Source organism: Maritimibacter sp., from assembly GCF_016774595.1.
GTDB lineage: Bacteria > Pseudomonadota > Alphaproteobacteria > Rhodobacterales > Rhodobacteraceae > Maritimibacter > Maritimibacter alkaliphilus.
The window spans coordinates 281,107-304,260 of record NZ_JACBWT010000002.1; the positions used below are offsets into that span (position 1 = coordinate 281,107).

At 65.1% G+C, this 23,154-nt stretch carries 29 protein-coding genes; 17 read left to right on the forward strand and 12 right to left on the reverse strand.

Annotation, left to right across the window (positions count from 1 at the left end):
* Nucleotides 1–121 precede the first annotated feature (121 nt).
* Together HOY44_RS12530 and HOY44_RS12535 are read right to left on the reverse strand one after the other, a co-directional pair.
* Nucleotides 122–1,474 (reverse strand): ammonium transporter AmtB, encoded by a 1,353-nt coding sequence (locus HOY44_RS12530; RefSeq protein WP_287434947.1) that lies wholly within the window; start codon nucleotides 1,472–1,474, stop codon nucleotides 122–124.
* Between the two features lie 25 nt (nucleotides 1,475–1,499).
* On the reverse strand, nucleotides 1,500–1,838 hold the full coding sequence (locus HOY44_RS12535) for a P-II family nitrogen regulator (RefSeq protein ID WP_008331361.1): 339 nt from the start codon (nucleotides 1,836–1,838) through the stop codon (nucleotides 1,500–1,502).
* Between the two features lie 268 nt (nucleotides 1,839–2,106).
* Between HOY44_RS12535 and HOY44_RS12540 the strand changes: the two genes are divergently transcribed.
* The 7 genes from HOY44_RS12540 (at nucleotide 2,107) to HOY44_RS12570 (ending at nucleotide 10,454) form a co-directional block, all read left to right on the forward strand.
* A complete protein-coding gene (locus HOY44_RS12540; RefSeq protein WP_287434949.1) occupies nucleotides 2,107–4,308 on the forward strand; it encodes a transglycosylase domain-containing protein in 2,202 nt (733 codons plus the stop codon).
* Nucleotides 4,309–4,408: 100 nt separating this feature from the next.
* A complete protein-coding gene (locus tag HOY44_RS12545) occupies nucleotides 4,409–6,157 on the forward strand; it encodes a type I secretion system permease/ATPase (protein WP_287434951.1) in 1,749 nt (582 codons plus the stop codon).
* Complete coding sequence (locus HOY44_RS12550; RefSeq protein WP_287434954.1) at nucleotides 6,157–7,542, forward strand: HlyD family type I secretion periplasmic adaptor subunit; 1,386 nt, start codon at nucleotides 6,157–6,159, stop codon at nucleotides 7,540–7,542. The genes HOY44_RS12545 and HOY44_RS12550 overlap by 1 nt, the downstream gene beginning before the upstream one ends.
* Nucleotides 7,543–7,596: 54 nt before the next feature.
* A complete protein-coding gene (locus HOY44_RS12555) occupies nucleotides 7,597–8,058 on the forward strand; it encodes a RidA family protein (protein WP_287434956.1) in 462 nt (153 codons plus the stop codon).
* On the forward strand, nucleotides 8,055–8,822 hold the full coding sequence (locus tag HOY44_RS12560) for a glycerophosphodiester phosphodiesterase family protein (RefSeq protein ID WP_287434958.1): 768 nt from the start codon (nucleotides 8,055–8,057) through the stop codon (nucleotides 8,820–8,822). The genes HOY44_RS12555 and HOY44_RS12560 overlap by 4 nt, the downstream gene beginning before the upstream one ends.
* 31 nt (nucleotides 8,823–8,853) lie before the next feature.
* On the forward strand, nucleotides 8,854–10,017 hold the full coding sequence (locus HOY44_RS12565; protein WP_287434960.1) for a GNAT family N-acetyltransferase: 1,164 nt from the start codon (nucleotides 8,854–8,856) through the stop codon (nucleotides 10,015–10,017).
* Between the two features lie 50 nt (nucleotides 10,018–10,067).
* Nucleotides 10,068–10,454: a DUF302 domain-containing protein gene (locus HOY44_RS12570; protein WP_287434962.1), complete on the forward strand. Its 387-nt coding sequence runs from the start codon at nucleotides 10,068–10,070 to the stop codon at nucleotides 10,452–10,454.
* A gap of 123 nt (nucleotides 10,455–10,577) precedes the next feature.
* On the opposite strand, the gene HOY44_RS12575 is transcribed toward HOY44_RS12570, so the two are convergent.
* Nucleotides 10,578–11,066, reverse strand: a complete 489-nt coding sequence (locus HOY44_RS12575) for a peroxiredoxin (RefSeq protein WP_287434964.1) — start codon at nucleotides 11,064–11,066, stop codon at nucleotides 10,578–10,580.
* A 77-nt stretch (nucleotides 11,067–11,143) separates the two neighbouring features.
* On the opposite strand from HOY44_RS12575, the gene HOY44_RS12580 reads away from it, so the two are divergent.
* The 3 genes from HOY44_RS12580 to HOY44_RS12590 are packed head-to-tail and all read left to right on the forward strand — an operon-like array spanning nucleotide 11,144 to nucleotide 13,574.
* Entirely contained in the window at nucleotides 11,144–12,367 is a 1,224-nt protein-coding gene (locus tag HOY44_RS12580; RefSeq protein WP_287434965.1) for an NAD(P)/FAD-dependent oxidoreductase, read from the forward strand.
* The gene (gene rsmD, locus HOY44_RS12585; RefSeq protein ID WP_287434967.1) at nucleotides 12,364–12,927 is read left to right on the forward strand and encodes a 16S rRNA (guanine(966)-N(2))-methyltransferase RsmD; all 564 of its coding nucleotides are present in this window, start codon (nucleotides 12,364–12,366) and stop codon (nucleotides 12,925–12,927) included. The genes HOY44_RS12580 and rsmD overlap by 4 nt, the downstream gene beginning before the upstream one ends.
* The gene (locus HOY44_RS12590) at nucleotides 12,924–13,574 is read left to right on the forward strand and encodes an HAD family hydrolase (protein ID WP_287434969.1); all 651 of its coding nucleotides are present in this window, start codon (nucleotides 12,924–12,926) and stop codon (nucleotides 13,572–13,574) included. The genes rsmD and HOY44_RS12590 overlap by 4 nt, the downstream gene beginning before the upstream one ends.
* Before the next feature lies 1 nt (nucleotide 13,575).
* Here the strand turns inward: HOY44_RS12590 and HOY44_RS12595 are convergent, their stop codons facing one another.
* On the reverse strand, nucleotides 13,576–14,490 hold the full coding sequence (locus tag HOY44_RS12595) for an oxygenase MpaB family protein (protein ID WP_287434971.1): 915 nt from the start codon (nucleotides 14,488–14,490) through the stop codon (nucleotides 13,576–13,578).
* Nucleotides 14,491–14,621: 131 nt separating this feature from the next.
* On the opposite strand from HOY44_RS12595, the gene HOY44_RS12600 reads away from it, so the two are divergent.
* The gene (locus tag HOY44_RS12600) at nucleotides 14,622–14,954 is read left to right on the forward strand and encodes a hypothetical protein (RefSeq protein WP_287434973.1); all 333 of its coding nucleotides are present in this window, start codon (nucleotides 14,622–14,624) and stop codon (nucleotides 14,952–14,954) included.
* 135 nt (nucleotides 14,955–15,089) lie between these two features.
* On the forward strand, nucleotides 15,090–15,965 hold the full coding sequence (locus HOY44_RS12605; RefSeq protein ID WP_287434975.1) for a DUF2189 domain-containing protein: 876 nt from the start codon (nucleotides 15,090–15,092) through the stop codon (nucleotides 15,963–15,965).
* Here the strand turns inward: HOY44_RS12605 and map are convergent.
* Complete coding sequence (map, locus tag HOY44_RS12610) at nucleotides 15,956–16,774, reverse strand: type I methionyl aminopeptidase (protein WP_008331338.1); 819 nt, start codon at nucleotides 16,772–16,774, stop codon at nucleotides 15,956–15,958. The genes HOY44_RS12605 and map overlap by 10 nt on opposite strands.
* Before the next feature lie 123 nt (nucleotides 16,775–16,897).
* On the opposite strand from map, the gene HOY44_RS12615 reads away from it, so the two are divergent.
* On the forward strand, nucleotides 16,898–17,533 hold the full coding sequence (locus tag HOY44_RS12615) for a hypothetical protein (protein ID WP_287434978.1): 636 nt from the start codon (nucleotides 16,898–16,900) through the stop codon (nucleotides 17,531–17,533).
* A 6-nt stretch (nucleotides 17,534–17,539) separates the two neighbouring features.
* Here HOY44_RS12615 and sfsA read toward each other — a convergent pair whose 3' ends face one another.
* From sfsA to HOY44_RS12635, 4 genes are all read right to left on the reverse strand, one after another.
* Complete coding sequence (gene sfsA, locus HOY44_RS12620; protein ID WP_287434980.1) at nucleotides 17,540–18,247, reverse strand: DNA/RNA nuclease SfsA; 708 nt, start codon at nucleotides 18,245–18,247, stop codon at nucleotides 17,540–17,542.
* A 167-nt stretch (nucleotides 18,248–18,414) separates the two neighbouring features.
* Nucleotides 18,415–18,774 (reverse strand): hypothetical protein, encoded by a 360-nt coding sequence (locus tag HOY44_RS12625; RefSeq protein WP_287434982.1) that lies wholly within the window; start codon nucleotides 18,772–18,774, stop codon nucleotides 18,415–18,417.
* Nucleotides 18,752–19,351, reverse strand: a complete 600-nt coding sequence (locus HOY44_RS12630) for a thymidine kinase (protein WP_287434984.1) — start codon at nucleotides 19,349–19,351, stop codon at nucleotides 18,752–18,754. The genes HOY44_RS12625 and HOY44_RS12630 overlap by 23 nt, the downstream gene beginning before the upstream one ends.
* Nucleotides 19,352–19,392: 41 nt before the next feature.
* Entirely contained in the window at nucleotides 19,393–19,653 is a 261-nt protein-coding gene (locus tag HOY44_RS12635; RefSeq protein ID WP_040884722.1) for a DUF6455 family protein, read from the reverse strand.
* A gap of 102 nt (nucleotides 19,654–19,755) precedes the next feature.
* Between HOY44_RS12635 and HOY44_RS12640 the strand changes: the two genes are divergently transcribed.
* Entirely contained in the window at nucleotides 19,756–20,013 is a 258-nt protein-coding gene (locus HOY44_RS12640; protein ID WP_008331330.1) for a DUF8831 family protein, read from the forward strand.
* Between the two features lie 15 nt (nucleotides 20,014–20,028).
* On the opposite strand, the gene HOY44_RS12645 is transcribed toward HOY44_RS12640, so the two are convergent.
* On the reverse strand, nucleotides 20,029–20,286 hold the full coding sequence (locus tag HOY44_RS12645) for a DUF167 domain-containing protein (RefSeq protein ID WP_287434988.1): 258 nt from the start codon (nucleotides 20,284–20,286) through the stop codon (nucleotides 20,029–20,031).
* A gap of 109 nt (nucleotides 20,287–20,395) precedes the next feature.
* Between HOY44_RS12645 and HOY44_RS12650 the strand changes: the two genes are divergently transcribed.
* From HOY44_RS12650 to HOY44_RS12660, 3 genes are read left to right on the forward strand one after another with little or no spacing between them, the layout of a single operon-like run.
* Nucleotides 20,396–20,974, forward strand: coding sequence for a nitroreductase family protein (locus HOY44_RS12650; protein WP_287434990.1), 579 nt, complete (start codon nucleotides 20,396–20,398; stop codon nucleotides 20,972–20,974).
* Nucleotides 20,971–21,669 carry an EI24 domain-containing protein gene (locus HOY44_RS12655; RefSeq protein WP_008331324.1) on the forward strand — a complete coding sequence of 233 codons (699 nt, stop codon included), beginning with the start codon at nucleotides 20,971–20,973 and terminating at the stop codon, nucleotides 21,667–21,669. The genes HOY44_RS12650 and HOY44_RS12655 overlap by 4 nt, the downstream gene beginning before the upstream one ends.
* A 54-nt stretch (nucleotides 21,670–21,723) precedes the next feature.
* Nucleotides 21,724–22,425, forward strand: a complete 702-nt coding sequence (locus HOY44_RS12660; protein WP_287434992.1) for a heme-dependent oxidative N-demethylase family protein — start codon at nucleotides 21,724–21,726, stop codon at nucleotides 22,423–22,425.
* Here HOY44_RS12660 and HOY44_RS12665 read toward each other — a convergent pair.
* Complete coding sequence (locus HOY44_RS12665; RefSeq protein ID WP_287434994.1) at nucleotides 22,422–22,703, reverse strand: DUF1467 family protein; 282 nt, start codon at nucleotides 22,701–22,703, stop codon at nucleotides 22,422–22,424. The genes HOY44_RS12660 and HOY44_RS12665 overlap by 4 nt on opposite strands.
* Nucleotides 22,703–23,107 (reverse strand): methylmalonyl-CoA epimerase, encoded by a 405-nt coding sequence (gene mce / locus HOY44_RS12670; protein WP_008331319.1) that lies wholly within the window; start codon nucleotides 23,105–23,107, stop codon nucleotides 22,703–22,705. Before mce ends, HOY44_RS12665 begins: the two co-directional genes overlap by 1 nt.
* Nucleotides 23,108–23,154 lie beyond the last annotated feature (47 nt).

Here is a 23,154-nt window from a genome sequence, read left to right on the forward strand (position 1 = left end):
TGTGCCCGAACCGGGCGCAGCAGAAAGGCCGGGGATCTTCCCCGGCCTTTTTCATGGCTGGACCGAATGAAAAGGCCCGGGCGATTGCCCGGGCCTTTCCCACTTCACTGTCCAGCAAGGATTAGCTGGTGAATTCCGGATAGGCTTCCATACCCAGCTCGGCCTTGTCGAGGCCCATCATCTCGTCCTCTTCGCTGACGCGCAGGCCCATGATGGCCTTGAGGACGAACCAGATGATCGCGGAGACGACGAAGGCGAAGATGCCGACGATGATGATCGAGATGATCTGACCGCCGAAGGTCGCGTCCGAGTTGGTGAAGATCACCGCGATGGTGCCCCAGATACCGGCGAAGAGGTGCACCGGGATGGCGCCGACCACATCGTCGATCTTCAGCTTGTCGAGCAGCGGCACGGTGAAGACCACGATGACGCCACCGATGGCACCGATGATGGTCGCGGCACCCAGCGACGGGGTGAGCGGTTCAGCGGTGATCGACACGAGACCGGCGAGCGCGCCGTTCAGAACCATCGTCAGGTCGACTTTCTTGTAGACGATCTGGGTCAGGATCAGGGCGGCGATGGCGCCACCGGCAGCGGCCGTGTTCGTGTTCGAGAAGATGCGCGAAACGTCGGCCACGTCACCCACGGTGCCCATGGCAAGCTGCGAGCCGCCGTTGAAGCCGAACCAGCCGAGCCACAGGATGAACGTCCCCAGCGTGGCGAGGGTGAGGTTCGAACCCGGGAAGGCCGTCACTTTGCCGTCGACATACTTACCCAGGCGCGGGCCGAGGATCAGAGCACCGGCGAGAGCCGCCCAGCCACCGACCGAGTGCACGACGGTCGAACCGGCGAAGTCGAGGAAGCCGAACTGGCTGTCGAGGAAGCCGCCGCCCCATTTCCAGGAAGCCTGGATCGGGTAGATGAAGCCGGTCAGGATGATCGTGAAGATCAGGAACGGCCACAGTTTGATGCGCTCGGCGAGCGTGCCGGACACGATCGAAGCGGTCGTGGCGCAGAACATCAGCTGGAAGAAGAAGTCCGAGCCGGTCGAGGCGTAGCCGTAGTCGTCGGCTGCGTCGCGGCCAACGCCGACAGCTTCCAGAACCGCAACGCCGAAGGCGCCGAGGTAGCCGCCGGTCTCATCGGTGCCGATGGACCAGTTGCCCAGCGGATACATGAGGTTGTAGCCGATGAGGTAGTACATGATCGCTGCGAGCGAGAAGAGCGCGATGTTCTTGGTGAGCTGCATGGTCACGTTCTTGGAGCGAACGAGACCGGCTTCGAGCATCGAGAAGCCGGCAGCCATCCACATGACGAGGAAACCGCCGATGAGGAAGAGCAGCGAGTTGAAGATGAAGATCGAGTCGGACGACGCATCGGTGCCCGCAGCGGGCCCTTCGTCCTGACCGAAGGCGACCATCGGCAGCAGGGTAGCTGCCGCGACGCCAAGCGGAAGAAGTTTCTTGAGTTGCATGTCGTTGTTCCCCTGTTTCCCGCGCTTAAAGCGCGTCCCCGTCGGTTTCGCCGGTCCGCACGCGCAGAGCGCCCGAAACGTCCATGGTGAAGATCTTGCCGTCGCCGATCTTGCCCGTCTGGGCGGTCTTGGCGATGGTTTCGACGACCTGCTCGGCCAGCCCGTCTTCGACGACGATTTCCAGTTTGACCTTCGGCACGAAGTTCACGGCGTATTCCGCACCGCGATAGATTTCCGTGTGGCCAGACTGGGAACCGAAACCCTTGATTTCCGTCACCATCATGCCGCGCACGCCGATGGTGGTCAGCGCCTCGCGGACCTCCTCCAGCTTGAACGGCTTGATCGCTGCAATGATCAGTTTCACGTCATTCCCCTTTTATTTATGCGGGTGTGTCCCCGCGCGAAATCACGCCCTTAGCAAGCGCATGCGGACCCCGGCCAACAAGGAATCCACGGGGTCCATGTGCCCGCATTGTGGGCAACTGCACAAATTTTAGTCAATAACCGCGCGCCGTGTGCAAGAATTGAGCGCACAAGAAAGCAGCATTTAAGCGGACTCCCGCCATAGCCCTCGCAAACGGTCCGGCGAGTCGTTACCTTGGGCCGAAAAGAGCAGCTGAGACAGCGGACACATGGCACAGAACGGAAATCGGCGCCCGCCGCTCGTCGCGGACAAGCGCTATGCAAAGCCGCAGAAAACAAGGAAAAAACCGACCAAGAGTCCGTCGGGGAAACCGCCGCGCAAGACGCGGAAATCGGCCAAGCGCAAACCCCGTCGCAACTTGCCCCTGATCCTCGCCTTGCCCATCGGTCTGGTCCGTTGGGTTTTCCGTATCGTCTTCCGCCTTGGATTCGTGACCGCGATCATCGCCGTGCTCGGGCTCGGCGCGGCCGTTTGGTATACCTCGACGACGATTCCGCCGCTCAATCAACTCGTGGACGGGCGCGCAAAGGGGTCGGTCACCATGCTCGACCGTTACGGCAACACCTATGCGTGGCGCGGCAACCAGTTCGGCGGGCTCGTCACGGCCGAAACCGTCAGCCCGCATCTCAAGAACGCGGTGGTCGCGACCGAGGATCGGCGGTTCTATCGCCACTTCGGCGTCAGCCCGCGCGGGATCGCCAGCGCGATCCGCATTAACATGGCCGAGGGGCGCGGCCCGCTCGAAGGTCACGGCGGCTCGACCATCACGCAACAGACCGCGAAACTGCTGTGTCTCGGCACGCCCTACGACTCCTCGTCCGGCATGACCGAAGCGGAATACGAGGCCGATTGCCGCCGCTCGTCGCTTGCCCGCAAGGCCAAGGAGGCGATCTACGCGATGGCGCTGGAGCTGAAATTCTCCAAGGACGACATCCTGACGATCTACCTGAACCGGGCCTATTTCGGCGGTGGCTCATACGGGGCCGAGGCCGCGGCGGGACGCTATTACGGCATTTCCTCCGCCGAACTCAGCCCGGCGGAAAGCGCGACGCTCGCCGGTCTGCTCACCGCGCCTTCGACCTATTCGCCGACCAGCAGCATGGATCGCAGTTGGGCCCGTGCCCTGACCGTGCTCAAGCTGATGGAGCAGCAGGGTTACCTGTCCGAAGCCGATGCGGAATACGCCCGCGCCAATCCCGCACAACTGTCGGAAGCGGCCGAGCGCAAGGCGGGCGGGTATTTCGCGGATTGGGTGATGGGCGAGGGGCCGAGCTTCCTGACCCGTGACACGACCGAGGACGTCATCATCAAGACGACCTTCGACCAGAAGATCCAGACCGCCGCCGAAGAGGCGCTGGCCCACATTTTCGAAACCAAGGTGTCCGAAGGGTCCGAAGCGCAGGCCGCGATCGTGGTGATGAGCGCGGACGGCGCGGTCCGCGCGATGGTCGGCGGGCGCAAGACCAAGGTGTCGGGCGCCTTCAACCGCGCGACGCAGGCGATGCGCCAGACCGGCTCGGCCTTCAAGCCGTTCATCTATGCCGCCGCACTGGATCTCGGCTGGTCCTATGCCGACGTGATCGTGGACGAGCCGATCACCATCAACGTCCCCGGGTCCGGCCCGTGGTCGCCGCAGAACTACACCCGCAAGTATTATGGCCCCGTCACCCTGACGACGGCGCTTCAGAACTCGCTCAACATCCCGGCGGTGAAGCTGTCCGAGGACGTGGGGCGCGAAAACGTGCGGACGGTCGCAAGCTATTTCGGCATCGAAAGCGACCTTGCCGCCGGCCCCGCCCTTGCGCTGGGGGTGTCCGAGACGACGCTTCTCCAGATGACCGGCGCTTTCGCGGGCATCCTGAACGGCGGCTCGGCGGTGGTGCCCTACGGCCTGACGGAACTGTCGCTTCTGGGCGAATCCCAGCCGCTGATGGAGCAGGAGGGCGGGATCGGCAAACGCGTGATCCAGACCGCCGCGAACGAACAACTCGTCTACATGATGAATCAGGTGATCGAAGCCGGGTCGGGCCAGCGCGCCAAGCTGTCGGACCGCGAGGCTGCGGGCAAGACCGGCACCACCCAATCGGCCCGCGATGCGTGGTTCGTGGGGTTCACGGCGGATTACGTGGCCGGGGTCTGGATGGGCTATGACGACAACACGCCGCTCAAGGGTGTGACCGGCGGCGGGCTTCCGGCCGAGATCTGGAAAGAGGTGATGGAACGGGTGCACGCGGACCTGCCGCCCCGTCCGCTGCCGATGATCCGGCCCGAGATGGCCCCGGTCGTCGTTCAGGACACACCCGCCGAGACGTTCAACCCCGGAAACATCTTCAACGGCGGCAACAACAATAATCGCCCGCGCGAAGACAGCCTGATCGGTGTCATCCAGAACATACTCGGGATCAATTGAGCCAATCCGTCCAATTTGCCGATGACGAGAATGACCGTGCGCGTTAACCAGTTATTGGGGAGCGCCCGCCTATTCTCGGGTTGCAAGGTGATGAGGGCACATGAGCCTCGATACGACAGTTTCCGGACGCACTGAACTCCGCGCGGTCCTTCGTGAGAACAGGGGCCTGTTCTGGGCCGTCGGCATCTTCTCGGTCTTCATGAACGTGCTGATGCTGACCGGCCCGCTTTACATGCTTCAGGTCTATGACCGCGTTCTGGGCAGCCGGTCCGAAGAAACGCTGATCGCGCTGACGATTCTGATGGCGTTCCTGTTCGCGATGATGGGCATTCTCGATTTCGTCAGGGGCCGGGTGCTGGCCCGGATCGGGGCCAAGTTTCAGGCCAAGCTCGATCACCGGGTGTTCACGGCGGTTCTGGACTACGACTCGCGCACGAACCGCAAGTCGGGCAATAGCGAGAACGGGCTGAAGGAACTCGAAGCGATCCGGCGGCTCTTGTCGTCGCCCGTGTTCGGCGCGCTGTTCGACCTGCCGTTCACCCCGATCTTTCTGGCGGGTATCCTTCTGTTCCACCCGTATCTGGGCATTCTCGCGCTCGTCGGCGGCGGGGTGCTGGTCACCATCGCGATCCTGAACCAGATATCGACCTCGGCCCCCGCGCGGCAGGCGAATGCCGCGACCATGCAGTCGGACAATGTGGCCGAACAACTGCGCGGCGAGGCCGAGATGGTGCGCGCGCTGGGCATGTCCGACGCCGCGTTCAGCCGCTGGTATCGCCAGCGCCACGCGGCCCTCGCCGATGCTATCCTGTCCGCCGACCGTTCGGGCGCTTATACCTCGCTCTCCAAGACCCTGCGCCTGCTCTTGCAGTCGGCCATGCTGGGCCTTGGCGCCTATCTGGTGCTCGAAGGGCATGTGACCCCGGGCGTCATGATCGCAGCCTCGATCCTGCTCGGCCGCGCTCTGGCCCCCGTCGACCTTCTGATCGGCCAATGGCAGATCGTTCAGGCCGGGCGCCGCGCCTGGCGCACCTTGTCCGCGCTGTTGTCCGAAGTGGCGCGCCCGGGTCCGCGAACCGCCTTGCCGCGCCCCCGAGCGGTGCTGACCGCCGAAAACCTGACAGTCGTGCCGCCGGGTACGACGCAAGCCTCGCTCCGCATGGTGAATTTCGACGTCCAGCCGGGCGAGGCGCTGGGCGTCATCGGCCCGTCCGGCGCAGGCAAGTCGACGCTGGCACGCGCGATCACCGGGGTCTGGAACCCGGCGGGCGGGCGCCTGCGTCTGGACGGCGCATCGCTCGACCAGTTCGACACGGCGACCTTGGGGCAGCACATCGGATACCTGCCGCAACGTGTCCGCCTGTTCGACGGAACGATCGCCGAGAATATCGCGGGCCTGTCGCTGACCCCGGACGACGCCAAGGTCGTCGAGGCGGCGAAAAAGGCGGCGGCCCACAACCTGATCCTGCGTCTGCCCGATGGCTACGACACGCCGGTGAAAGGGGCGGGCGGCCTGCTGTCCGGTGGACAATTGCAGCGCATCGGTCTGGCGCGCGCGCTTTACGGCGATCCGGTCGTGCTGGTGCTGGACGAGCCCAACGCCAACCTCGACAACGAGGGGAGCGAGGCGCTCAATCAGGCCGTGCGCGCGGTCAAGGGCGAAGGCGGTGCCGTGCTCATCATGGCGCATCGCCCATCGGCCATTCAGGAGTGCGAGAAACTTCTGGTCCTCGACGACGGTATGCCGCGCGCCTTCGGGCCGCGTGACGAAGTGCTGCGGCGCACGGTGCAGAATGCCGCCCAGATCGAGGACAGCGCGGCGCAGCGCAAAGGCGGAGGAGTCGCCTGATGGCACGCAACCTGACCGACCCGAAACCGACCAAACTCGCCAAGGTCGAACCTGCACAGTCCGCCCAGTCCGGCTGGGGGGACGACGTGGCCCGCGCATGGTCGGCCCGCACCCACATGGTCGTCGGACTGCTCGCGCTTCTGATCCTCGTGGGCGGCTTCGGGACATGGTCCGTGACCACCGACATTTCCGGCGCGATCATCGCGCCCGGCGGGATCGAGAGCGAGCAGAACCGGCAGGTCGTCCAGCACCCCGACGGCGGCGTGATCCAGTCCATCGAGGTCAAGGAGGGCGATATCGTCGAAGCGGGCGACATTCTGGTCCGGCTCGACCCCGAAGAGCTTCAGTCCGAACTCACCATCGTCCAGAACCAGTTGTTCGAGCTTGTCGCGCGCCGTGGGCGGCTAGAGGCCGAACGCGACGGGACCGACCAGATCACATTCGACGACCTCATCGTCGAAGAGGCGCGGGTGCATCCCGACGCGCAGGAGTTCATGGACGGTCAGCAACGACTCTTTGACCAGCGCCGCGAAAGCCTCGCCTCCGAAACCGAGCAGTTGCGCAAGCGCATGTCGCAGATTTCCAGCCAGAACGAAGGGATCGCCGCGCAACAGGCGGCTCTCGAGACGCAACTCCGGCTGATTTCCGAAGAACTGGTCAACAAACGCTCCCTGCTCGAACGGAACCTCGTCCAGTCTTCGGTCGTGCTTGCGCTGGAACGCGACAAGGCCGCGCTCGAAGGGCAGAGCGGCGAACTTACCGCCGCCATCGCCCAGAACGAAGGGCGCATCACCGAAATCGAGATCGAGATCCTGAAACTGGGTCAGGCCCGGCGCGAACAGGCGATCGAGAACCTGCGCGACCTCGGTTATCAGGAGCTGGAACTGGCCGAACGGCGCCGCGCCCTGATTGCCCAACTCGGTCGCCTCGACATTCGCGCACCGCTTTCGGGGGCCATCCATGCGATGCAGGTCTTCGCCGAACGCGAGGTGATCCGCTCGGCCCAGCCGCTGCTGTACATCGTGCCGCAGGATCAGGCGCTCGTCATCGGGGCGCAGGTCGACCCGATCCACATCGACGAAATCCACGTCGGGCAGGAGGTGACCCTGCGGCTGGCCGCCCTCGACCGCCGCAACACGCCGGAACTGATCGGGCGGGTGATGACGATCTCGGCCGACGCGCTGACCGACGAGAACACCGGGCGCAGCTTCTACCGGGTGCGCATCGCGCTGGAGGATGGCGAGGTCGAGAAGCTGCCGGAGGGGACCGTGCTGGTGCCCGGTATGCCGGTGGAAAGCTACCTGCGCACGGCGGACCGCAGCCCGCTCGCCTATCTCGTCAAACCGCTGGCGGATTACTTCAACAAGGCGTTCCGCGAAAGCTGACCCTTCCACCCGGTCCCACCCCGCGCTAGCGTGCCGCCAACCAAGGAGGCCCGCATGAGCACTTACGAATCCCGACTGTCCGATCTCGGCGTCACCCTGCCCGACGCCCCGGCGCCCGCGGCGAATTACGTTCCGTGGCAGGTCCTGGGCGACATCGTCTATGTCTCGGGCCAGGTTTCGATGCAGGACGGCACGCTCGTCACAGGCAAGCTGGGCGCGGACATGGCGACCGAAGACGGCGCGGCGGCGGCGCGCCTGTGTGCGATCAGCCTGCTCGCGCAAGTCAAGGCGGCCTGCGGCGGCGATCTCGACCGGCTGGTGCAGGTCGTGAAACTGACCGGGTTCGTCAATTCGACGCCGGATTTCGGCGACCAGCCCAAGGTCGTGAACGGCGCGTCCGACTTCCTTGTCGAGGCTCTGGGCGACGCCGGTCGTCACACCCGTTCGGCGGTTTCGGCGGCCTCCCTCCCGTTCGGCTGCGCGGTCGAGATCGAAGGCATCTTCCGCATCAAATGACCGCGCTTCCCGACGTCTTCCTGCGCGCACCACTGGCCCACCGCGCCTATCATGACGCGTCGGCGGGCCGCCCCGAAAACTCCCGCGCCGCGATCCGTGCGGCGGTCGCGGCGGGCTACGGCATCGAATGCGATGTGCAACTCAGCAGCGATGACGTCGCGATGGTGTTTCACGACTACGACCTCGGTCGGCTGACGGCGCAAAAAGGCCCCGTGGCGCAAAAGACGGCACGCGCGCTGGGCGCGATCCCGTTGCTCGGCGCGGACGACGGCATTCCGACCCTTGCGGAGGTGCTGGGCATCGTGGCCGGTCAGGTGCCGCTTCTCATCGAAATCAAGGATCAGGACGGCGCGATGGGGGCCAACATCGGCCCGCTGGAGGCTGCGGTGGCCCACGCGCTCGAAGGATACGCAGGGCCGGTGGCCGTGATGTCGTTCAATCCCCATTCCGTCAGCGAAATGGCCCGGCTGGCGCCAGAGATTCCGCGCGGCCTGACCACCTGCGCCTATGACGCCGACGATTGGCCGCTTCTGAACGCGACGACACGAACGCTTCTTGCCCGTATCCCGGATTACGACCGCGTCGGGGCGTCGTTCATCAGCCATGATGCCCGCGATCTGACCTCGGATGTGGTGGCCGATCTGAAAGCGAAGGGTACGCCCGTGCTGTGCTGGACGATCCGCTCGCCCGAGGCCGAGACAAAAGCGCGTGAGGTCGCCGATAACGTGACCTTCGAGGGCTACGCAGCCGCGCTCCCCGCTTGACCCTTACCGCACCGCCGCGTCACATCGGCCCATGGATCAACGCGCCATCGAAATCCGCACGCATGACAGTATCGACGGGATCGACCCGGCCGACTGGGATGCCTGCGCCTGCCCCGAAGGCAGCTTGCGGCCCGACGACCCGTTCACGACCCACCGCTTCCTCGCCGCGCTGGAGCGGTCCGGGTCTGTCGGACCCGGCACCGGCTGGCAACCGCTCTACCTGACCGCCCATGACGAGGCGGGAATGATCGGTGCCGCGCCGATGTATGCCAAGTCGCACAGCCAGGGCGAATACGTGTTCGATCACAGCTGGGCTCATGCCTATGAGCGGGCGGGGGGCCGCTATTACCCCAAGCTTCAGATCGCGGTGCCGTTCACGCCCGCGACGGGGCGGCGCTTTCTGGTCAAGCCGGGGGCCGAGGCCGAAGCCACGGCGGCGCTGGTTCAGGGCGGGGTGCAGGTCGCGGCGGACAACGAGATATCCTCGCTCAACGTCACCTTCTGCACCGAGGCCGAGGCCATCGCGGGAAAAGCGATGGGGCTGATCCACAGGACGCACAGCCAGTATCATTGGTTCAACGACGATTTCACCGACTTCGACGCGTTCCTCGAAACGCTGTCATCGCGCAAGCGCAAGGCGATCCGAAAGGACCGGCGCACGGCGCAGGATTTCGGGGGCGAGATCGTGGCGCTGACCGGCGACGATCTGAAACCCGAGCACTGGGATGCGTTCTGGGTGTTCTATCAGGACACGGGGATGCGCAAATGGGGCTCGCCCTACCTGAGCCGGGCCTTCTTCGACGACGTGCAGGCGACCATGCGCGACGACGTGTTGCTGGTGTTCGCCATGCGCGACGGGCACCCCGTCGCGGGCGCACTGAACTTCATCGGGCGCGACGTGCTCTATGGCCGCTACTGGGGCTGCACCGAGCACCATCCGAGCCTGCATTTCGAGCTCTGCTACTATCAGGCCATCGACTATGCCATCGCACACGGGCTGGGCCGGGTCGAAGCGGGCGCGCAGGGCGACCACAAGCTCGCCCGCGGCTACCTGCCGGTGACGACCCATTCGCTGCACTGGATCGGTGACCCCGGGTTCCGGCGCGCGGTCGCGGAGTTCTGCGAACAGGAAGCGCGCGCGGTGGACGAGGATATCGAGATCCTGACCTCGATGGGACCGTTCAAGCGCGGTTGACGCGGCGCAGTCCGGCCCCCACATTCGAAATAACGAATATGGAGGACCGAATGGCCTATACCCTCGACCGCACCATCACCGATGCCGATTTCGAAACCGTCGATGCCCGCACCCGCAAGGCGCTGGGTGACGCGGGCTTCGGCGTGCTGACCGAAATCGACGTGCAGGCGACGATGAAGAAAAAAATTGACAAGGATATGGACGGCTACCGCATCCTCGGCGCCTGCAACCCGAACATGGCGTGGGAAGCGATCGGGATGGAACCCAAGGTGGGCGCGATGCTGCCCTGCAACGTGATCCTGCGCGAGGTGGACGGCGGCGTCGAAGTGTCGGCGGTCGATCCCGTCGCTTCGATGTCCGGCATCGACAACGCGGACCTCAAGGGTGTCGCAGGTCAGGTGCGCGACATGCTTCAGGGAGTGATCGCGGCGATCTGAGGAAATGGTGCGGCGCAAGCGCCGCGCATGATTTGCGCTGTCCCACCTTGCGGTGGGACAGCGCGGTGTGCGAGAGGGCCAGCCCTCTCGCGCTCTCCCGGGATATTTGCGACCGGAAAGAGGTCAGATGGCCTCGACCATCGCTTCGCCGCCCGACATATCGCAGACGCCGGGGTTTTCTTCGGCTTGAAAGACCTTCACGACCCCGTTGTCCGCCATCAGCGCGTAGCGTTTGGACCGGGCGATGAGACCCACGGGCGGGGCGTCGAACCTCAGGCCCATCGCTTCGGTCAATTTGCACTCGGCGTCGCCCAGCATGGTGATGCCGGCGTCGTTCGCGCCGGTCGATGCACCCCAGGCCCCCATCACGAAGGGATCGTTGACGGAGACGCAGACAACCTCGTCCACGCCCTTGTTCTTGAGCGCGTCCATGTTGCGGATGAAGCTGGGCACATGCGCCGTGGTGCATGTGCCGGTAAAGGCGCCGGGCAGGCCGAAGATCACCACCTTGCGTCCCGAGGTCAGGGCGGAAAGCTCGACCGGTTCCGGTCCCTTTTCCCCGAGTCTCATCAAAGTGGCCTCGGGTAGCGTGTCACCCACTGCAATCGTCATAACGTCCTCCTGTTCGCGTTGCCATTTGATTACGGCTGGCGATATGGTCCGGACCAAAGTGGGAGAGGCAAGTAAAAATGTCGGATATCGTCGTAATCGGGGCCGGGCAGGCCGGGGCAGCACTGGTGGCCAAGCTGCGGCACCTGAAATTCGAGGGCAGCATCACCCTGATCGGGGAAGAGCCTGTGCCGCCCTACCAGCGCCCGCCCCTGTCCAAGGCATATCTTCTGGGCGAGATGGAGCTGTCGCGGCTCTACCTCCGGCCCGAAAGCTTCTACCCCGAGCACGACATCGACCTGAAGACCGGCACGCGGGTCGAGCGGATCGATCCCGCCGCCAAGACCGTGACCTTTGAGAGTGGCGAAACGCTGGATTACGGCCAGCTTGCGTTGACCACCGGATCGCTGCCCAACCGGCTGCCGGCGGCCATCGGTGGCGATCTGGGCGGCGTTTACACCGTGCGCACGCTCGCCGATGTGGATGCCATGGCGCATGAGTTCGCCGAGGGGCGTCGCGTGCTGGTGATCGGCGGCGGCTACATCGGGCTCGAGGCCGCCGCGGTCGCCGCCAAGAAAGGGATGCAGGTGACCATCGTCGAAATGGCGCAACGCATTCTGCAACGTGTGTCGGCCCCCGAGACGTCGGACTATTTCCGCGCGCTGCACAAGGCGCACGGCGCGACCATTCTGGAAGAGGTCGGGTTGTCGAAGCTGACGGGCGAGGGGCATGTCTCTGGCGCCGAACTCACCGACGGCTCGACCATCGACGTCGATTTCGTCGTGGTCGGCGTGGGGATCAAACCGGACGTGGCCTTGGCCGAGGCCGCTGGGCTTGCCATCGACAACGGGATCAAGACCGATGCGCAGGGGCGCACGTCGGACACGTCGATCTTTGCCGCGGGCGATTGCGCCTCGTTTCCCTACAAGGGCGAGCGTATCCGGCTGGAAAGCGTGGGCAACGCCATCGATCAGGCGGAAGTGGTGGCCCAGAACATGCTGGGCGCGGGCAAGGATTACATCGCGAAGCCGTGGTTCTGGTCGGACCAGTACGACACCAAGCTTCAGATCGCCGGGCTGAACACCGGCTATGACCGGGTCGTCACCCGCGATGACGGGACCGAGGACGGCAAGACCTCGGTCAGTTACTGGTATTACGCGGGCGACACGCTGGTCGCGGTCGATGCGATGAACGACCCGCGCGCCTATATGGTCGGCAAGCGCCTGATCGAAGGCGGCAAGAGCCCGGACCCGGAGGCCGTGGGCAACCCCGAGACCGACCTCAAGGCGCTTCTCAAAGCGTGAGGATCATCGCGGGGCAGTTTCGCGGGCTGGCGCTGGCCAGTGTCGGCAAGGGCGATGCCGCCGCGCATCTGCGCCCCACGACCGACCGCGTGCGCGAGAGCCTGTTTTCGATGCTGACGGGCGGACGGTTCGGCGATCCGGTGACGGACGCGGTGGTGCTCGACCTGTTCGCGGGCACCGGCGCGCTGGGGTTGGAGGCGCTGTCGCGCGGCGCCGCGCAGGTCACCTTCGTCGATGACGGGCGCGTGGCGCAGAAGCTCATCCGAGAAAACATCGCCAAATGCCGGGCCGAGGATCAGGCGAGGCTGGTCGCGCGCAACGCCACGCGGCTCGGCCCGGCGACCGAGACGCCCGCGACGTTGGTGTTCCTCGACCCGCCCTATGGCAAGGGGCTGGGGGACAAGGCGCTTTCCGCCGCGATGGAGGGCGGCTGGATCGCGCCGGGGGCCTGCGTGGTGTGGGAGGAAAGCGGGCCGGTCACGCCGCCCGCCGGCGTGCAACTCATCGACAGCCGCCGGTATGGCGACACGACCATCAGCATCTGCACGGTGGCGGAATGACGCGCCCGGCTGCCGTCCTGTTCGACTGCGATGGGGTGCTGGTCGATAGTGAGCCCGCGGGATTCGACCTGCTGGAAGCGGAATTCGCCGCCCACGGCCTACCGCTCGACCGGGATGAGATGGAGCGGCTGTTCGTCGGCTCCACCATCGCGGCGCTGGCGGATGAGGCGCGGCGGATGGGCGCGGGGTTTCCGCCCGATTGGATCGATGGGTTCTACGAGAAACTTTATGCCCGGCTGGCCGAGGGCACGGCGCTGTTTCCCGGCGTCGGTGCTCTGCTCGACCGGCTGGATGCGGCGGGCATTCCCTATGCGGTCGGCTCGAACGGCACCACGCGCAAGATGCGCACGACGGTGGGCCAGCATCCGGGCGTCTGGACGCGACTGAAGGATCATCTGTATTCGGGGCAGGAGATCGGCGCGCCCAAACCCGCGCCGGACCTTTACCTCATGGCCGCCGAGGCGCTGGGCGTCGCGCCCGAGGGCTGCGTCGTGATCGACGACAGCGCCACGGGGTGCCGGGGCGGACTTGCGGCAGGCATGCGGGTGATCGGTTTCGCGCCGGGCCACGTCCCCGACACGCTCGCCGCACTCGGGGTCGAGATCGCGACGAGCATGGCGGATGTGGGGCGGCGTCTGGGCCTTTGACCTACTGGGCGGACACCGGGGCCCGACCGCGATCCGCGAGGATACGCCCCTTGGCAGCTGGGCTTTTCCACGCGAAATTATCCGGCAGGCCCAGACGCCGCGCGGCGCCCACGGCGGGGCTGTTCTTGGCGGGCACGGTGTTGGCCAGTTTGGCCGCCAACCGCAGCCACACCCGTTGGGGGAGCGTCAGGTCAAACTCGGCCCCCAACGCCAGCCGTACCCGCACTTCGCCGGGCAACAGGTCGACCGCAGCGTTGGCGACGGCCACGTAAAGCCCCTTGGGCACACCGCGTGCGGCCTTGCCGGATTTGATGATCTCCAGAAAGTCGCGGTTGATCTGGTGCGGCTCGAACCGGGGGAGGCGCGACCGGCACATCGCCTCGAAATCCTCGGGCCTGCGGATCGGCGACTTGACGCCATAGAGCGTTACGACCGGCACGCTTTCCTCGTAGAACTGGCACTTTTCGCCGTAGCTCAGGGGCGTCACGTAACGGTCATAGGCCATCATGAAGCCGTAGGCCGCCGTGGCGCTCACCCAATCTAGAAGCTCGACATCCGTGGCCGAATAAGCCTCGCCCGTCGGCGTCTTCCCCGATACCCCAGCGTGCATGTTGTTCACGCCCTTGATGACGCGACGCGCGGCGCTTTCGGGGCCGTAGATCCCGACCATCGCGGCCAGCCCGGTGCGGCGCGAGCGGCCCAGCGGGTCGGTGGGGTAGACGGAATGATCCCAGACGCCGGACCTGATCCGGGCGTCCGCGAATTCAAGCAGAACGGCCGCCACCCCGCCGATGGCGAGCGAAATGGGGTTCTTGTAGACGGTCCAAGATATCGAGTCCGGCGCACATAACGCGGCCTCGCCCTTGGGTTCGGTGAAATCGAGATTCCAGCCGAGGTATGACTTCACAGGTTCCATAGGCCGCGTCCTCCGTTGTCGGCCATCGGTCCTTCCTCACCTGCCACCATCGGGGCAAGCGCCCCAACCGATCAAGGGTGACCCGAGGGCAGGCGCTGGACAGGCGCGGATTTGCAGCGTTGGATGGTGCCATGACGATGCCCGATCATTTCTGTCCCGGCTGCGGCACGCGGCTCAGGGCCTTCGCACGATACCCTTGGCATTTCTGTAACGAATGCCGGGCGCGCGCGGTGGACGGACAGGGGCAACCGCTTGAATTCGCGAACGAAAGCCTGTCGGGCGGGTTCATGTTCCGACGCGCGGGCGAAGAGGATTGGACCGTGTGCGGCAGCGTGATCGCCCGCATCGACGGGCGGCGGGTGAAGGTGCACGAGGCGCGGTTCGGCGGCGTGGTCGCGGAGCCTGTGACCGAGGATATCCCGGGCCTCGCCCCCTATCGTCAGATCGACCTGACCCGCCCTTAACCTGTTTCCCCTAATCGTGAGAGCGGCCGCGACCGCCGCGTGCTATCATGGCAATATGGACCGGAGCCCGACGCGGGACGGTCATACCATCGCGCCGCCTTCGGTCCGCTCGTGCACGGACTTGAGGAGGAAGCCATGCCAAAGACCATCGGAAATCCACTTTCCTTCGGGATCGGGGCGCTCGGGCAGGGGGCGCGCAGCGTCGAACACGGGATCGAGACCATCGGCAGTCACGATCTGACCATGCCCGTGGTCCGCAAGATCACGCTCGCCGACCTGCGCATCGCGCTCAGGCGTGGAGTGGCCGACTTCGCGGCGTTTCGCACCGACGTAATGTTCCTCGTCATCGCTTATCCCATCGTCGGTCTGCTGATCGCCGGGTTCGCCTTCAACGCCGCGCTCGCCCCGCTTCTGTTCCCCATGGCCGCCGGGTTCGCGATCCTCGGCCCCGTGGCCTGTGTTGGGCTTTACGAGATGTCAAAGCGGCGCGAGATGGGGTTGGCCGTGACATGGGGTGATGCCTTCTATGCCGCGCGCAGCCATGTGGTCGGGCCGATGCTGACACTGGCGCTTTACCTCGTGCTGCTTTTCACCGTCTGGGTGTTCTTCGCGGACATGATCCACGAGGCGACGATGGGGGCGGCGGTTCCGGCGAGCCTGACCGCCTTCGCCACGGGCGTGTTCACCACCTCCGGTGGCTGGCAGATGATCGTGATCGGTATGGCGGTGGGCTTTGTCTTCGCGCTCGTCACGCTGGTCACGACCTTCGTCGCCGCGCCCATGCTGGCCGACCGCCCGGTCGGAATGCCTGTGGCCATCGCCACGTCGATCCGTGCGGCCCGCGAAAACCCGGTGCCCGTGCTGGTCTGGGGTCTGATCGTCGCCGTGCTTCTGGCGCTGGGGTCGATCCCGCTGTTTCTGGGTCTCGTCGTCGTGCTGCCGATCTTGGGCCACGCGACATGGCACCTTTACCAGCGGCTCGTCTTCTGGCCGGGTGAGGCTCAGGCGTAAGTTGGGTGGAATTTCCCTGCGGGCGAGAGCGTGAAGATCTCGCACCCGTCCGCGGTGATCCCGATGGAATGCTCGAACTGCGCCGACAGGCTCTTGTCGCGCGTCACCGCCGTCCAATCGTCGGCGAGCACCTTGGTTTCGGGGCGACCTAGGTTCACCATCGGCTCGATGGTGAAGAACATGCCTTCCTGAAGGATCGGCCCGGTGCCGGGGCGACCGTAATGCAGCACGTTGGGCGGCGCATGGAACACCTGACCCAGCCCGTGACCGCAGAAATCGCGCACCACCGACATGCGGTTCTTCTCGACGAAACTCTGAATGGCGAAGCCGATGTCACCGAAGGTATTGCCCGGCTTCGCCGCCTCGATGCCCAGCATCAGCGCCTCATGCGTCACGTCGACCAGCCGCTCGGCCTTGCGCGGCATCTTGCCCGCGACGAACATGCGCGAGGTGTCCCCGAACCAGCCGTCCACGATCACCGTGACGTCGATGTTCAGGATGTCGCCATCCTTCAGCTTCTTGTCCGACGGAATGCCGTGGCAGACCACATGGTTGATCGAAATGCAGGAGGCGTGTTCATAGCCCTTGTAACCGATCGTGGCCGAGGTCGCGCCGGCTTCGTTCACCATCGCCTCGATCGCCGCATCCAGCTCGCCCGTCGTCACACCCGGCTCCACCAGCGGAATGACCCGGTCGAGGATCTCCGCCGCCAGTTTTCCCGCCTTGTGCATCCCCGCGAAATCCTCGGGTTCGTACAGGCGGATGCCCTCTCGGGTGATGCGGGTCTTGGTATCCAAAGGATGCTCCATGCGTGGTTTGGCCTCTAAATAGGCAGAAACGGCGCGGGACACAACGGATGCGGCGCCTTGCGCGACGCCGGGGTGCCACTTAGGCTCGCTGTATTCGTATCCACGGCATTTCAGAGGACTCCCATGCGCATTTTCCTGCTTTCGCCCGTCTTGTTTGCCGCGACGCCGCTTTTGGCCGATGCCTGTCTGGACGAGGTAAAGGCGATGTATCTCGAAGACGGCGGGGTTTTCGACCCGGCCTTCGACATCCAGCATCAGGAAGTGACGTTCAACCGGATGCCGGACGGCACCGAACAGATCGTCGTCACCGCGCGGTGGCAGGCCCCCGATCAGGTGATTTCCGCGTTCCCGGATGGCCGGTTCATGCTGCTCTGGGGGCAGGATTTCTACGACGGCTCGTCGTGGGACGGGCCGTGGACCGATACCGGGTCGGACAATCCTTATGACGCGATGGAATTCGCCCGCGACATGAACGCATCCTCCGCCGCCAGCATCACCGAGGCGACATGCGACGGTGAGGTCGACGTCGAGGGACGAACGCTCCTGCGCTATGCCTATCGCGTGCGCACCGAAACGGCGGGCGGTCAGTCGTGGTGGGAAAGCGATCAGGTCCTTTATATCGACCCGACCACCGGGCGAATGGCCATCACCGAAGAACACAACCTCATGGAAAGCTGGGCGCCGGAGCCGAAGGACTACGTCAGGGTGACGACCGCGGTCTACGGCACCGACTTCGCCATCGCCGCGCCGGAGGGCTGATCGGCGCTAGGCCCAAGGTGGCGTGAACGGGAGCCGTTTTCCAAGCGTGACACCGCCGGGCGTGATCCGACAGGCATAGGCGAGCGGCTCGACCCCGGCCTCCAGCGCGGACCGCACGGCGTCGGCATAGGTCGGGTCGATGTCCCCCGCGATCGTCACCGCACGCGCGTCGGTGCGCTGGACGAGGTAAAAGATCACCGCCCGGTGCCCGAAGCGCGTCATCTCGGCCAGATCCGCCATGTGCTTGGTGCCACGCGCCGTCACGCTGTCGGGAAACTCGGCGATCCCCGGTTCCCGCGACAGGGTGACGGATTTGACCTCGACATAAGTATCGGGCCCCGCGCCGGTCAGTAGGAAATCGACCCGGCTGTTCTGCCCGTATTTCACCTCGGCCCGCACCATCGGCGCGACCAGTTCCGGCACGTCACCCGCCATCAGCGCGGCCTTCAGCATTCGGTTCGGCAGCGACGTATCCACCCCGGTGAAATGTCCCGTGTCGTGCTCCACCAGCCGCCAGCCGTACTTCAACTTTTTCTTCGGATCGTCATTCGGCTCCAGCCAGATCCGGCTGCCCGGCGTGGCCAGCCCCATCATCGAGCCGGGATTGGCGCAATGCGCTGTTACCTCGGTCCCGTCCGCGAGTTGGCAATCCGCAAGGAACCGTTTGTAGCGTTTGACGAGGGTGGCGGGGATCAGGGGCGTCGGAAAGTCCATGCGGTCTTTCTCTACGGATGAGCGCACCTAGACAAGGTTGGGGGAATAGAACTGACTTCCAATTTTCTCTGTTTCAAAAAACCTCGAGGGTCGCCATTGGTCCGAGCGACAATGGCGACGGGGCAGCGCCCCCAACCGGGTCGGCGGGCGCAGCCCGGCGAAACCCCTCACTCCCCGCAGTCCACCGCGATCTGACAGCCGTTCGCATCGAACCCGACCAGAAACCCCGGCGCACCCCGCCGCCACGGCGTTGCGGCATCGGGGATCAGTCGCAGACCCTCGACTGCGCCGCAGGCCCCATTCGCTTCGCGCACCTGCCAGCCCTGTGCCATAGCGATGTCGATGACCGCATCGCGCCGGGTGCAGCCGCCCAGCGTGGCCGCCGCATGATATTCGGACAATTCCCGGTAATACTCCAACCGCAACTCGGCGCGTTCCTTGTCGAGCCACGATTTCGCGCCGATCAGCCCGACGACGCCCATCGCGCCGAGACCGACGAGGCGCCTAACGAGGGCGAGAGGGTTCACGGTCGCCCACCGCCTCGCGCCAGTGCTTGCGACACAGGCTGACGTAGCTTTCATTGCCGCCGATCTGAACCTGTGCGCCCGCGGTCAGCACGTTGCCCTCGCCATCCTGTCGGATGACCATCGTTGCCTTCTTCCCGCAGTGGCAGATCGTGCGCACTTCGCGCATCTCGTCGGCAAGGGCGAGAAGAGCGGCGGAGCCGGGAAAGAGGTTGCCCTGAAAATCGACGCGCAGGCCGTAGCACATGATGGGCGCGCGCAGATCATCGACCACGCGGGCCAGTTGCCAGACCTGATCTTCCGACAGGAACTGCGCTTCATCGATGAACACGCAGGCGACGTGGCCCTGCGCCAGTCGTGCCTCGATCTTGGCGAACAGATCCTCGCCCGTCTCGAACGTGTCCGCGTAGGAGCCGATCCCGATGCGCGACCCGATCTGGCCCTCGCCCGCCCGATTGTCGAAACGCGCGGTGATAAGGTAGGTGTCCATCCCCCGTTCGCGGTAATTGTGTGACGCCTGCAAGAGCAGCGTCGATTTTCCCGCGTTCATCGTGGAGTAGTGGAAGTAAAGCTTCGCCATGGGACCGGATTAGCCCGCAGGCCCCCGGCGTTCAAGCGCGCTTACCAGCCCCCGCGCATATGGTCGAAGAGCGGCTTGTTCGGGCACAGGTTCGGGGCTTCGCGGGCGCCGCCGGAATGGTCGTCCAGCCACATCGCGCAGCCGTCCGGATCGTTGCAGGACTTGCACCGCTCGACCGCACGGTCAAGCTGGCGGCGAGTCACGATATGCGCGTCGTATTCGACCCCAAGGTCGAGGCTCAGAGTTTCGGCCATGCGGGCCATTGCGCTGGGTGTGCGGGGGCGGTCCAGGTAATCTCTCATAACAATGTCCTCCACCGCCGATCATGCGGATTCGCCACTCACTAACCTTGATCCATGACAAATCGGGCTGGCAAATCCCGGCAAGGGGCGTAGGCTGAAGCCATGTTTACAATCGAACACGACTTCGACGCGACCGTCATCACCCTCGTGGACGAGGGCGAAGAGGGCGTCTCGCATCTGAAAGAAGACGTCACGATCAATGCCTTCGAGGATTGCGTCACGATCGAACAGCTCGAACCGACGACGGACCGGGTGCAGGTCGTCACGCTGTCCATGGCGCAGTTGCAGGATCTCGCGGCCGCGCTCGACCTGCCCGAAGGCGTCTATCGGCTGGCCCGGACCGAGGACGTTCAACGCTAGGTGTGCGCCCGACGTTCAGTCGATCCGAAACACCTTGTCGCGTGACGTAGCCCCACGCAGGAGCGTCAGGCGGGACCGGGCGACACCGAGCGCATGGGCCAGCAGCTTCACCACCGCCGCCGTCGCCTTGCCGTCCTCCGGCACCGTGGTCACGCTGACCTTCAGGTGCCCGTCCTCATCCACCGACACGGCGTTGCGCGACGCTTTCGGTGTCACGCGCACGGCCAGTTCGGACCCCGGCACCGCCAGATAAGCCAGTTCACCCTTCTTCATGCCGTCTCATCCCCGATCCTTGCACGCGGGACAACAGCCCATTTTCGCCCGTGCTGTTGACGTGGGCGTGAAAAGTGCCGACATGCACCGGGACGGACAGGAGACCTTCATGCCATACAAGAACCCGGCGGCGCTCGATTTTCTGCTGACGCGCCGCTCCCGCCCGGCCAAAACGCTGACCGGCCCCGTGCCGGATCGCGAAGAGCTCATGCCGATTCTGACGGCCGCCGCCCGGACGCCCGATCACGGCAAGCTGGAGCCCTGGCGTTTCATCGTGCTGGGCAAGCCCGCGCTGACCCGTCTTGCCGATGCCGTCGGCCCGCGCGGGGCCGCGCTGGGCATCGAGCCCGAGAAGATCGAGAAATCCTATCGCCAGTTCGCCGATGCCGATCTGGCCGTCGCCGTCGTCTATTCCCCGGTCGACAGCCCCAAAGTGCCCGAGGTCGAGCAACGCTATTCCGCGGGCGCCGTCTGCCTGTCGCTGCTAAACGCCGCTTTGGCCGCCGGTTGGGGCGCCAACTGGCTTTCCGGCTGGCCCAGCCACGACGCCGCGTTCGTTCAATCGGGTCTCGGCCTCGCCGCGCATGAAAGCATCGCGGGCTTCATCCATATCGGCACGGAAACCAGCGCGCCGCCGGATCGCCCGCGCCCGGACCTGTCCAACATCGTGGCTTGGGTGGACGCATGATCCTCGACGATTTCTTCAAGGCGCTGGGCCAGCTTGGCGACCGCCGTTTCCGTAAAGTCCTGCTTCTGGGTATCGGCCTGACCATCGCGCTCCTCGCGGTCATCACTGTCGCGCTCGTCTGGGTGGCGGGGCTTTTCCTGCCCGAGGTCGTCACGCTTCCCTTCGTGGGCGAGGTCGCTTGGCTCGACTCGGTGGCAAGCTGGGCCATCGTAGGCCTCATGGTGATCCTGTCGCCCTTCCTGATGACGCCCGTGTCCATCGCGTTCATGGGCATCTTCCTCGACGAGGTGGCGGATGCGGTCGAACAGCGACACTATCCGAACCTGCCGCCCGCCCATGACGTGACCATCCTCGACGGTTTGCGCGATGCGGCGAGCCTGATCCTCGTCACCATTTTGCTCGGCATCCTCGCCTTCGGGCTGTCGTTCTTCATCGGCCCGCTCGCGCCGGTGTTGTTTTGGGTCGTGAACGGCTATCTGCTCGGTCGCGAGTATTTCCAACTCGCCGCCATGCGGCGTGAGGGCAGGGCCGGGGCCAACCAGCTTCGCCGCAAGTTCAACGGTCAGGTCTGGCTCGCCGGTATCCTCATGGCGATCCCGCTCACCGTGCCGATCCTGAACCTTCTGATCCCGGTCATGGGGGCTGCGACCTTCACGCACCTGTATCACCGTGTGACGGGGCGCGCGGCTGGCTGAATTTTGGCGTTTCGCGCCGGTTGCATCCGGCCCCGAAGCGCCCAAACTGCCGGTATGAGCGAAATCCTTCACGACTCGATGCCCGCAGACGCGGTTTCGCACCCGTTGCCCGGAACCCGGCCCCTCGCCGCGGGTGACTGGCTGCGCCGCGACGAACGCTTCGCCGAGCAGATGGCCCTGCGCGATGACTTGGTCCTGCACCGGCGGGAGGACGTGATCGCGCTGCGCCCGGAAGGGGAGGCGCCGGCGCGCGAGGTGCTGGAGGTCGTGTGCCAAGAACTCAGGATCAACGGCGACACATACGACCGACCGGATGGTGTCACCGTCACCATCGACAAAACCGACCCGCTCGCCACCCTGGGGCGGCTCTGTCAGGAGGATTTCGCGATCATGGTCGCGGGCGAGGTCGAACACTGGCTCGCAGGCGGGGTGATCTGCTTTCCCTCACGCTGGACGCTGGCGCAAAAGATCGGGCGACCCCTCACCGCCATTCATACGCCGGTCGAAGCCTATGATGACGGAATGGCGAAACGGGTCCAGCGGCTGTTCGACTGCGTGCGCGTGGGTCAGCCGCTCGTGCGCTGGAACAACCTGTCCTACCTTGTCGGTGACCTGCACAACCCCAAGCCGGAGTTCACGCCGGAACCTCCCGGCGAGCCGCGCCTATTCCGTCGCCGTGAACGTCAGATCCTCGTGCGTCTGCCCGAAACCGATGCGGTGGTGTTTTCGATTCACACCTATCTGGTGCGGGCCTAGTTCGGCACCCGCTCGCCCAGGTAGTTGTTCCAGTCGAGCATATCGACGGTCACGACCCCCGACAGGATGATCGCCACGACGCCGATCCAGATCGGAACGGCGAAAAGCGTGGTCATCAGCATCGTGCGACCGAGGCGGAAGTTCGACGGCGCACCCTCATGCGTGCCGGGCACCACCTCGCCATCCTCGGCCTGCGTGCGCATGATGATCGGCAGGACGATGAACAGGGTCATGAACCAGATCACGACGAGAAGGACGGCACCGCCGGTGATCGACATCAGACCTGCTCCAGCTCGATCAGGCAGCCGTTGAAGTCTTTGGGATGCAGGAACAGCACCGGCTTGCCGTGGGCGCCGATCTTGGGTTCGCCGCTGCCCAGCACGCGCGCGCCGTCGGCTTTCAGCTTGTCGCGGGCGGCAAGGATATCGTCCACCTCGTAGCACATATGATGGATGCCGCCCGAGGGGTTCTTTTCCAAAAACCCCTTGATTGGGCTGTCTTCGCCCAACGGGTAGAGCAATTCGATCTTGGTGTTCGGCAGTTCGATGAACACGACCGTCACGCCGTGGTCCGGCTCGTCCTGAGGATCGCGCACGGTCGCGCCCAGCGTGCCGCGATACTGCGCCGCGGCGGCGTCCAGATCCGGCACGGCGATGGCCACGTGATTCAGGCGTCCGATCATGTCTCTCTCCCTCGTAAGCGTCGTTTCCGCTTATGCCCAAGGGCCGC

Excerpts from the sequence above, each read along its gene's own strand:
- HOY44_RS12530 (WP_287434947.1), bottom strand. The coding sequence starts at position 1,474 with ATGCAACTCAAGAAACTTCTTCCGCTTGGCGTCGCGGCAGCTACCCTG.
- HOY44_RS12540 (WP_287434949.1), top strand. The coding sequence starts at position 2,107 with ATGGCACAGAACGGAAATCGGCGCCCGCCGCTCGTCGCGGACAAGCGC.
- HOY44_RS12545 (WP_287434951.1), top strand. The coding sequence starts at position 4,409 with ATGAGCCTCGATACGACAGTTTCCGGACGCACTGAACTCCGCGCGGTC.
- HOY44_RS12550 (WP_287434954.1), top strand. The coding sequence starts at position 6,157 with ATGGCACGCAACCTGACCGACCCGAAACCGACCAAACTCGCCAAGGTC.
- HOY44_RS12555 (WP_287434956.1), top strand. The coding sequence starts at position 7,597 with ATGAGCACTTACGAATCCCGACTGTCCGATCTCGGCGTCACCCTGCCC.
- HOY44_RS12560 (WP_287434958.1), top strand. The coding sequence starts at position 8,055 with ATGACCGCGCTTCCCGACGTCTTCCTGCGCGCACCACTGGCCCACCGC.
- HOY44_RS12565 (WP_287434960.1), top strand. The coding sequence starts at position 8,854 with ATGGATCAACGCGCCATCGAAATCCGCACGCATGACAGTATCGACGGG.
- HOY44_RS12570 (WP_287434962.1), top strand. The coding sequence starts at position 10,068 with ATGGCCTATACCCTCGACCGCACCATCACCGATGCCGATTTCGAAACC.
- HOY44_RS12575 (WP_287434964.1), bottom strand. The coding sequence starts at position 11,066 with ATGACGATTGCAGTGGGTGACACGCTACCCGAGGCCACTTTGATGAGA.
- HOY44_RS12580 (WP_287434965.1), top strand. The coding sequence starts at position 11,144 with ATGTCGGATATCGTCGTAATCGGGGCCGGGCAGGCCGGGGCAGCACTG.
- HOY44_RS12590 (WP_287434969.1), top strand. The coding sequence starts at position 12,924 with ATGACGCGCCCGGCTGCCGTCCTGTTCGACTGCGATGGGGTGCTGGTC.
- HOY44_RS12595 (WP_287434971.1), bottom strand. The coding sequence starts at position 14,490 with ATGGAACCTGTGAAGTCATACCTCGGCTGGAATCTCGATTTCACCGAA.
- HOY44_RS12600 (WP_287434973.1), top strand. The coding sequence starts at position 14,622 with ATGACGATGCCCGATCATTTCTGTCCCGGCTGCGGCACGCGGCTCAGG.
- HOY44_RS12605 (WP_287434975.1), top strand. The coding sequence starts at position 15,090 with ATGCCAAAGACCATCGGAAATCCACTTTCCTTCGGGATCGGGGCGCTC.
- map (WP_008331338.1), bottom strand. The coding sequence starts at position 16,774 with ATGGAGCATCCTTTGGATACCAAGACCCGCATCACCCGAGAGGGCATC.
- HOY44_RS12615 (WP_287434978.1), top strand. The coding sequence starts at position 16,898 with ATGCGCATTTTCCTGCTTTCGCCCGTCTTGTTTGCCGCGACGCCGCTT.
- sfsA (WP_287434980.1), bottom strand. The coding sequence starts at position 18,247 with ATGGACTTTCCGACGCCCCTGATCCCCGCCACCCTCGTCAAACGCTAC.
- HOY44_RS12630 (WP_287434984.1), bottom strand. The coding sequence starts at position 19,351 with ATGGCGAAGCTTTACTTCCACTACTCCACGATGAACGCGGGAAAATCG.
- HOY44_RS12635 (WP_040884722.1), bottom strand. The coding sequence starts at position 19,653 with ATGAGAGATTACCTGGACCGCCCCCGCACACCCAGCGCAATGGCCCGC.
- HOY44_RS12640 (WP_008331330.1), top strand. The coding sequence starts at position 19,756 with ATGTTTACAATCGAACACGACTTCGACGCGACCGTCATCACCCTCGTG.
- HOY44_RS12645 (WP_287434988.1), bottom strand. The coding sequence starts at position 20,286 with ATGAAGAAGGGTGAACTGGCTTATCTGGCGGTGCCGGGGTCCGAACTG.
- HOY44_RS12650 (WP_287434990.1), top strand. The coding sequence starts at position 20,396 with ATGCCATACAAGAACCCGGCGGCGCTCGATTTTCTGCTGACGCGCCGC.
- HOY44_RS12655 (WP_008331324.1), top strand. The coding sequence starts at position 20,971 with ATGATCCTCGACGATTTCTTCAAGGCGCTGGGCCAGCTTGGCGACCGC.
- HOY44_RS12660 (WP_287434992.1), top strand. The coding sequence starts at position 21,724 with ATGAGCGAAATCCTTCACGACTCGATGCCCGCAGACGCGGTTTCGCAC.
- HOY44_RS12665 (WP_287434994.1), bottom strand. The coding sequence starts at position 22,703 with ATGTCGATCACCGGCGGTGCCGTCCTTCTCGTCGTGATCTGGTTCATG.
- mce (WP_008331319.1), bottom strand. The coding sequence starts at position 23,107 with ATGATCGGACGCCTGAATCACGTGGCCATCGCCGTGCCGGATCTGGAC.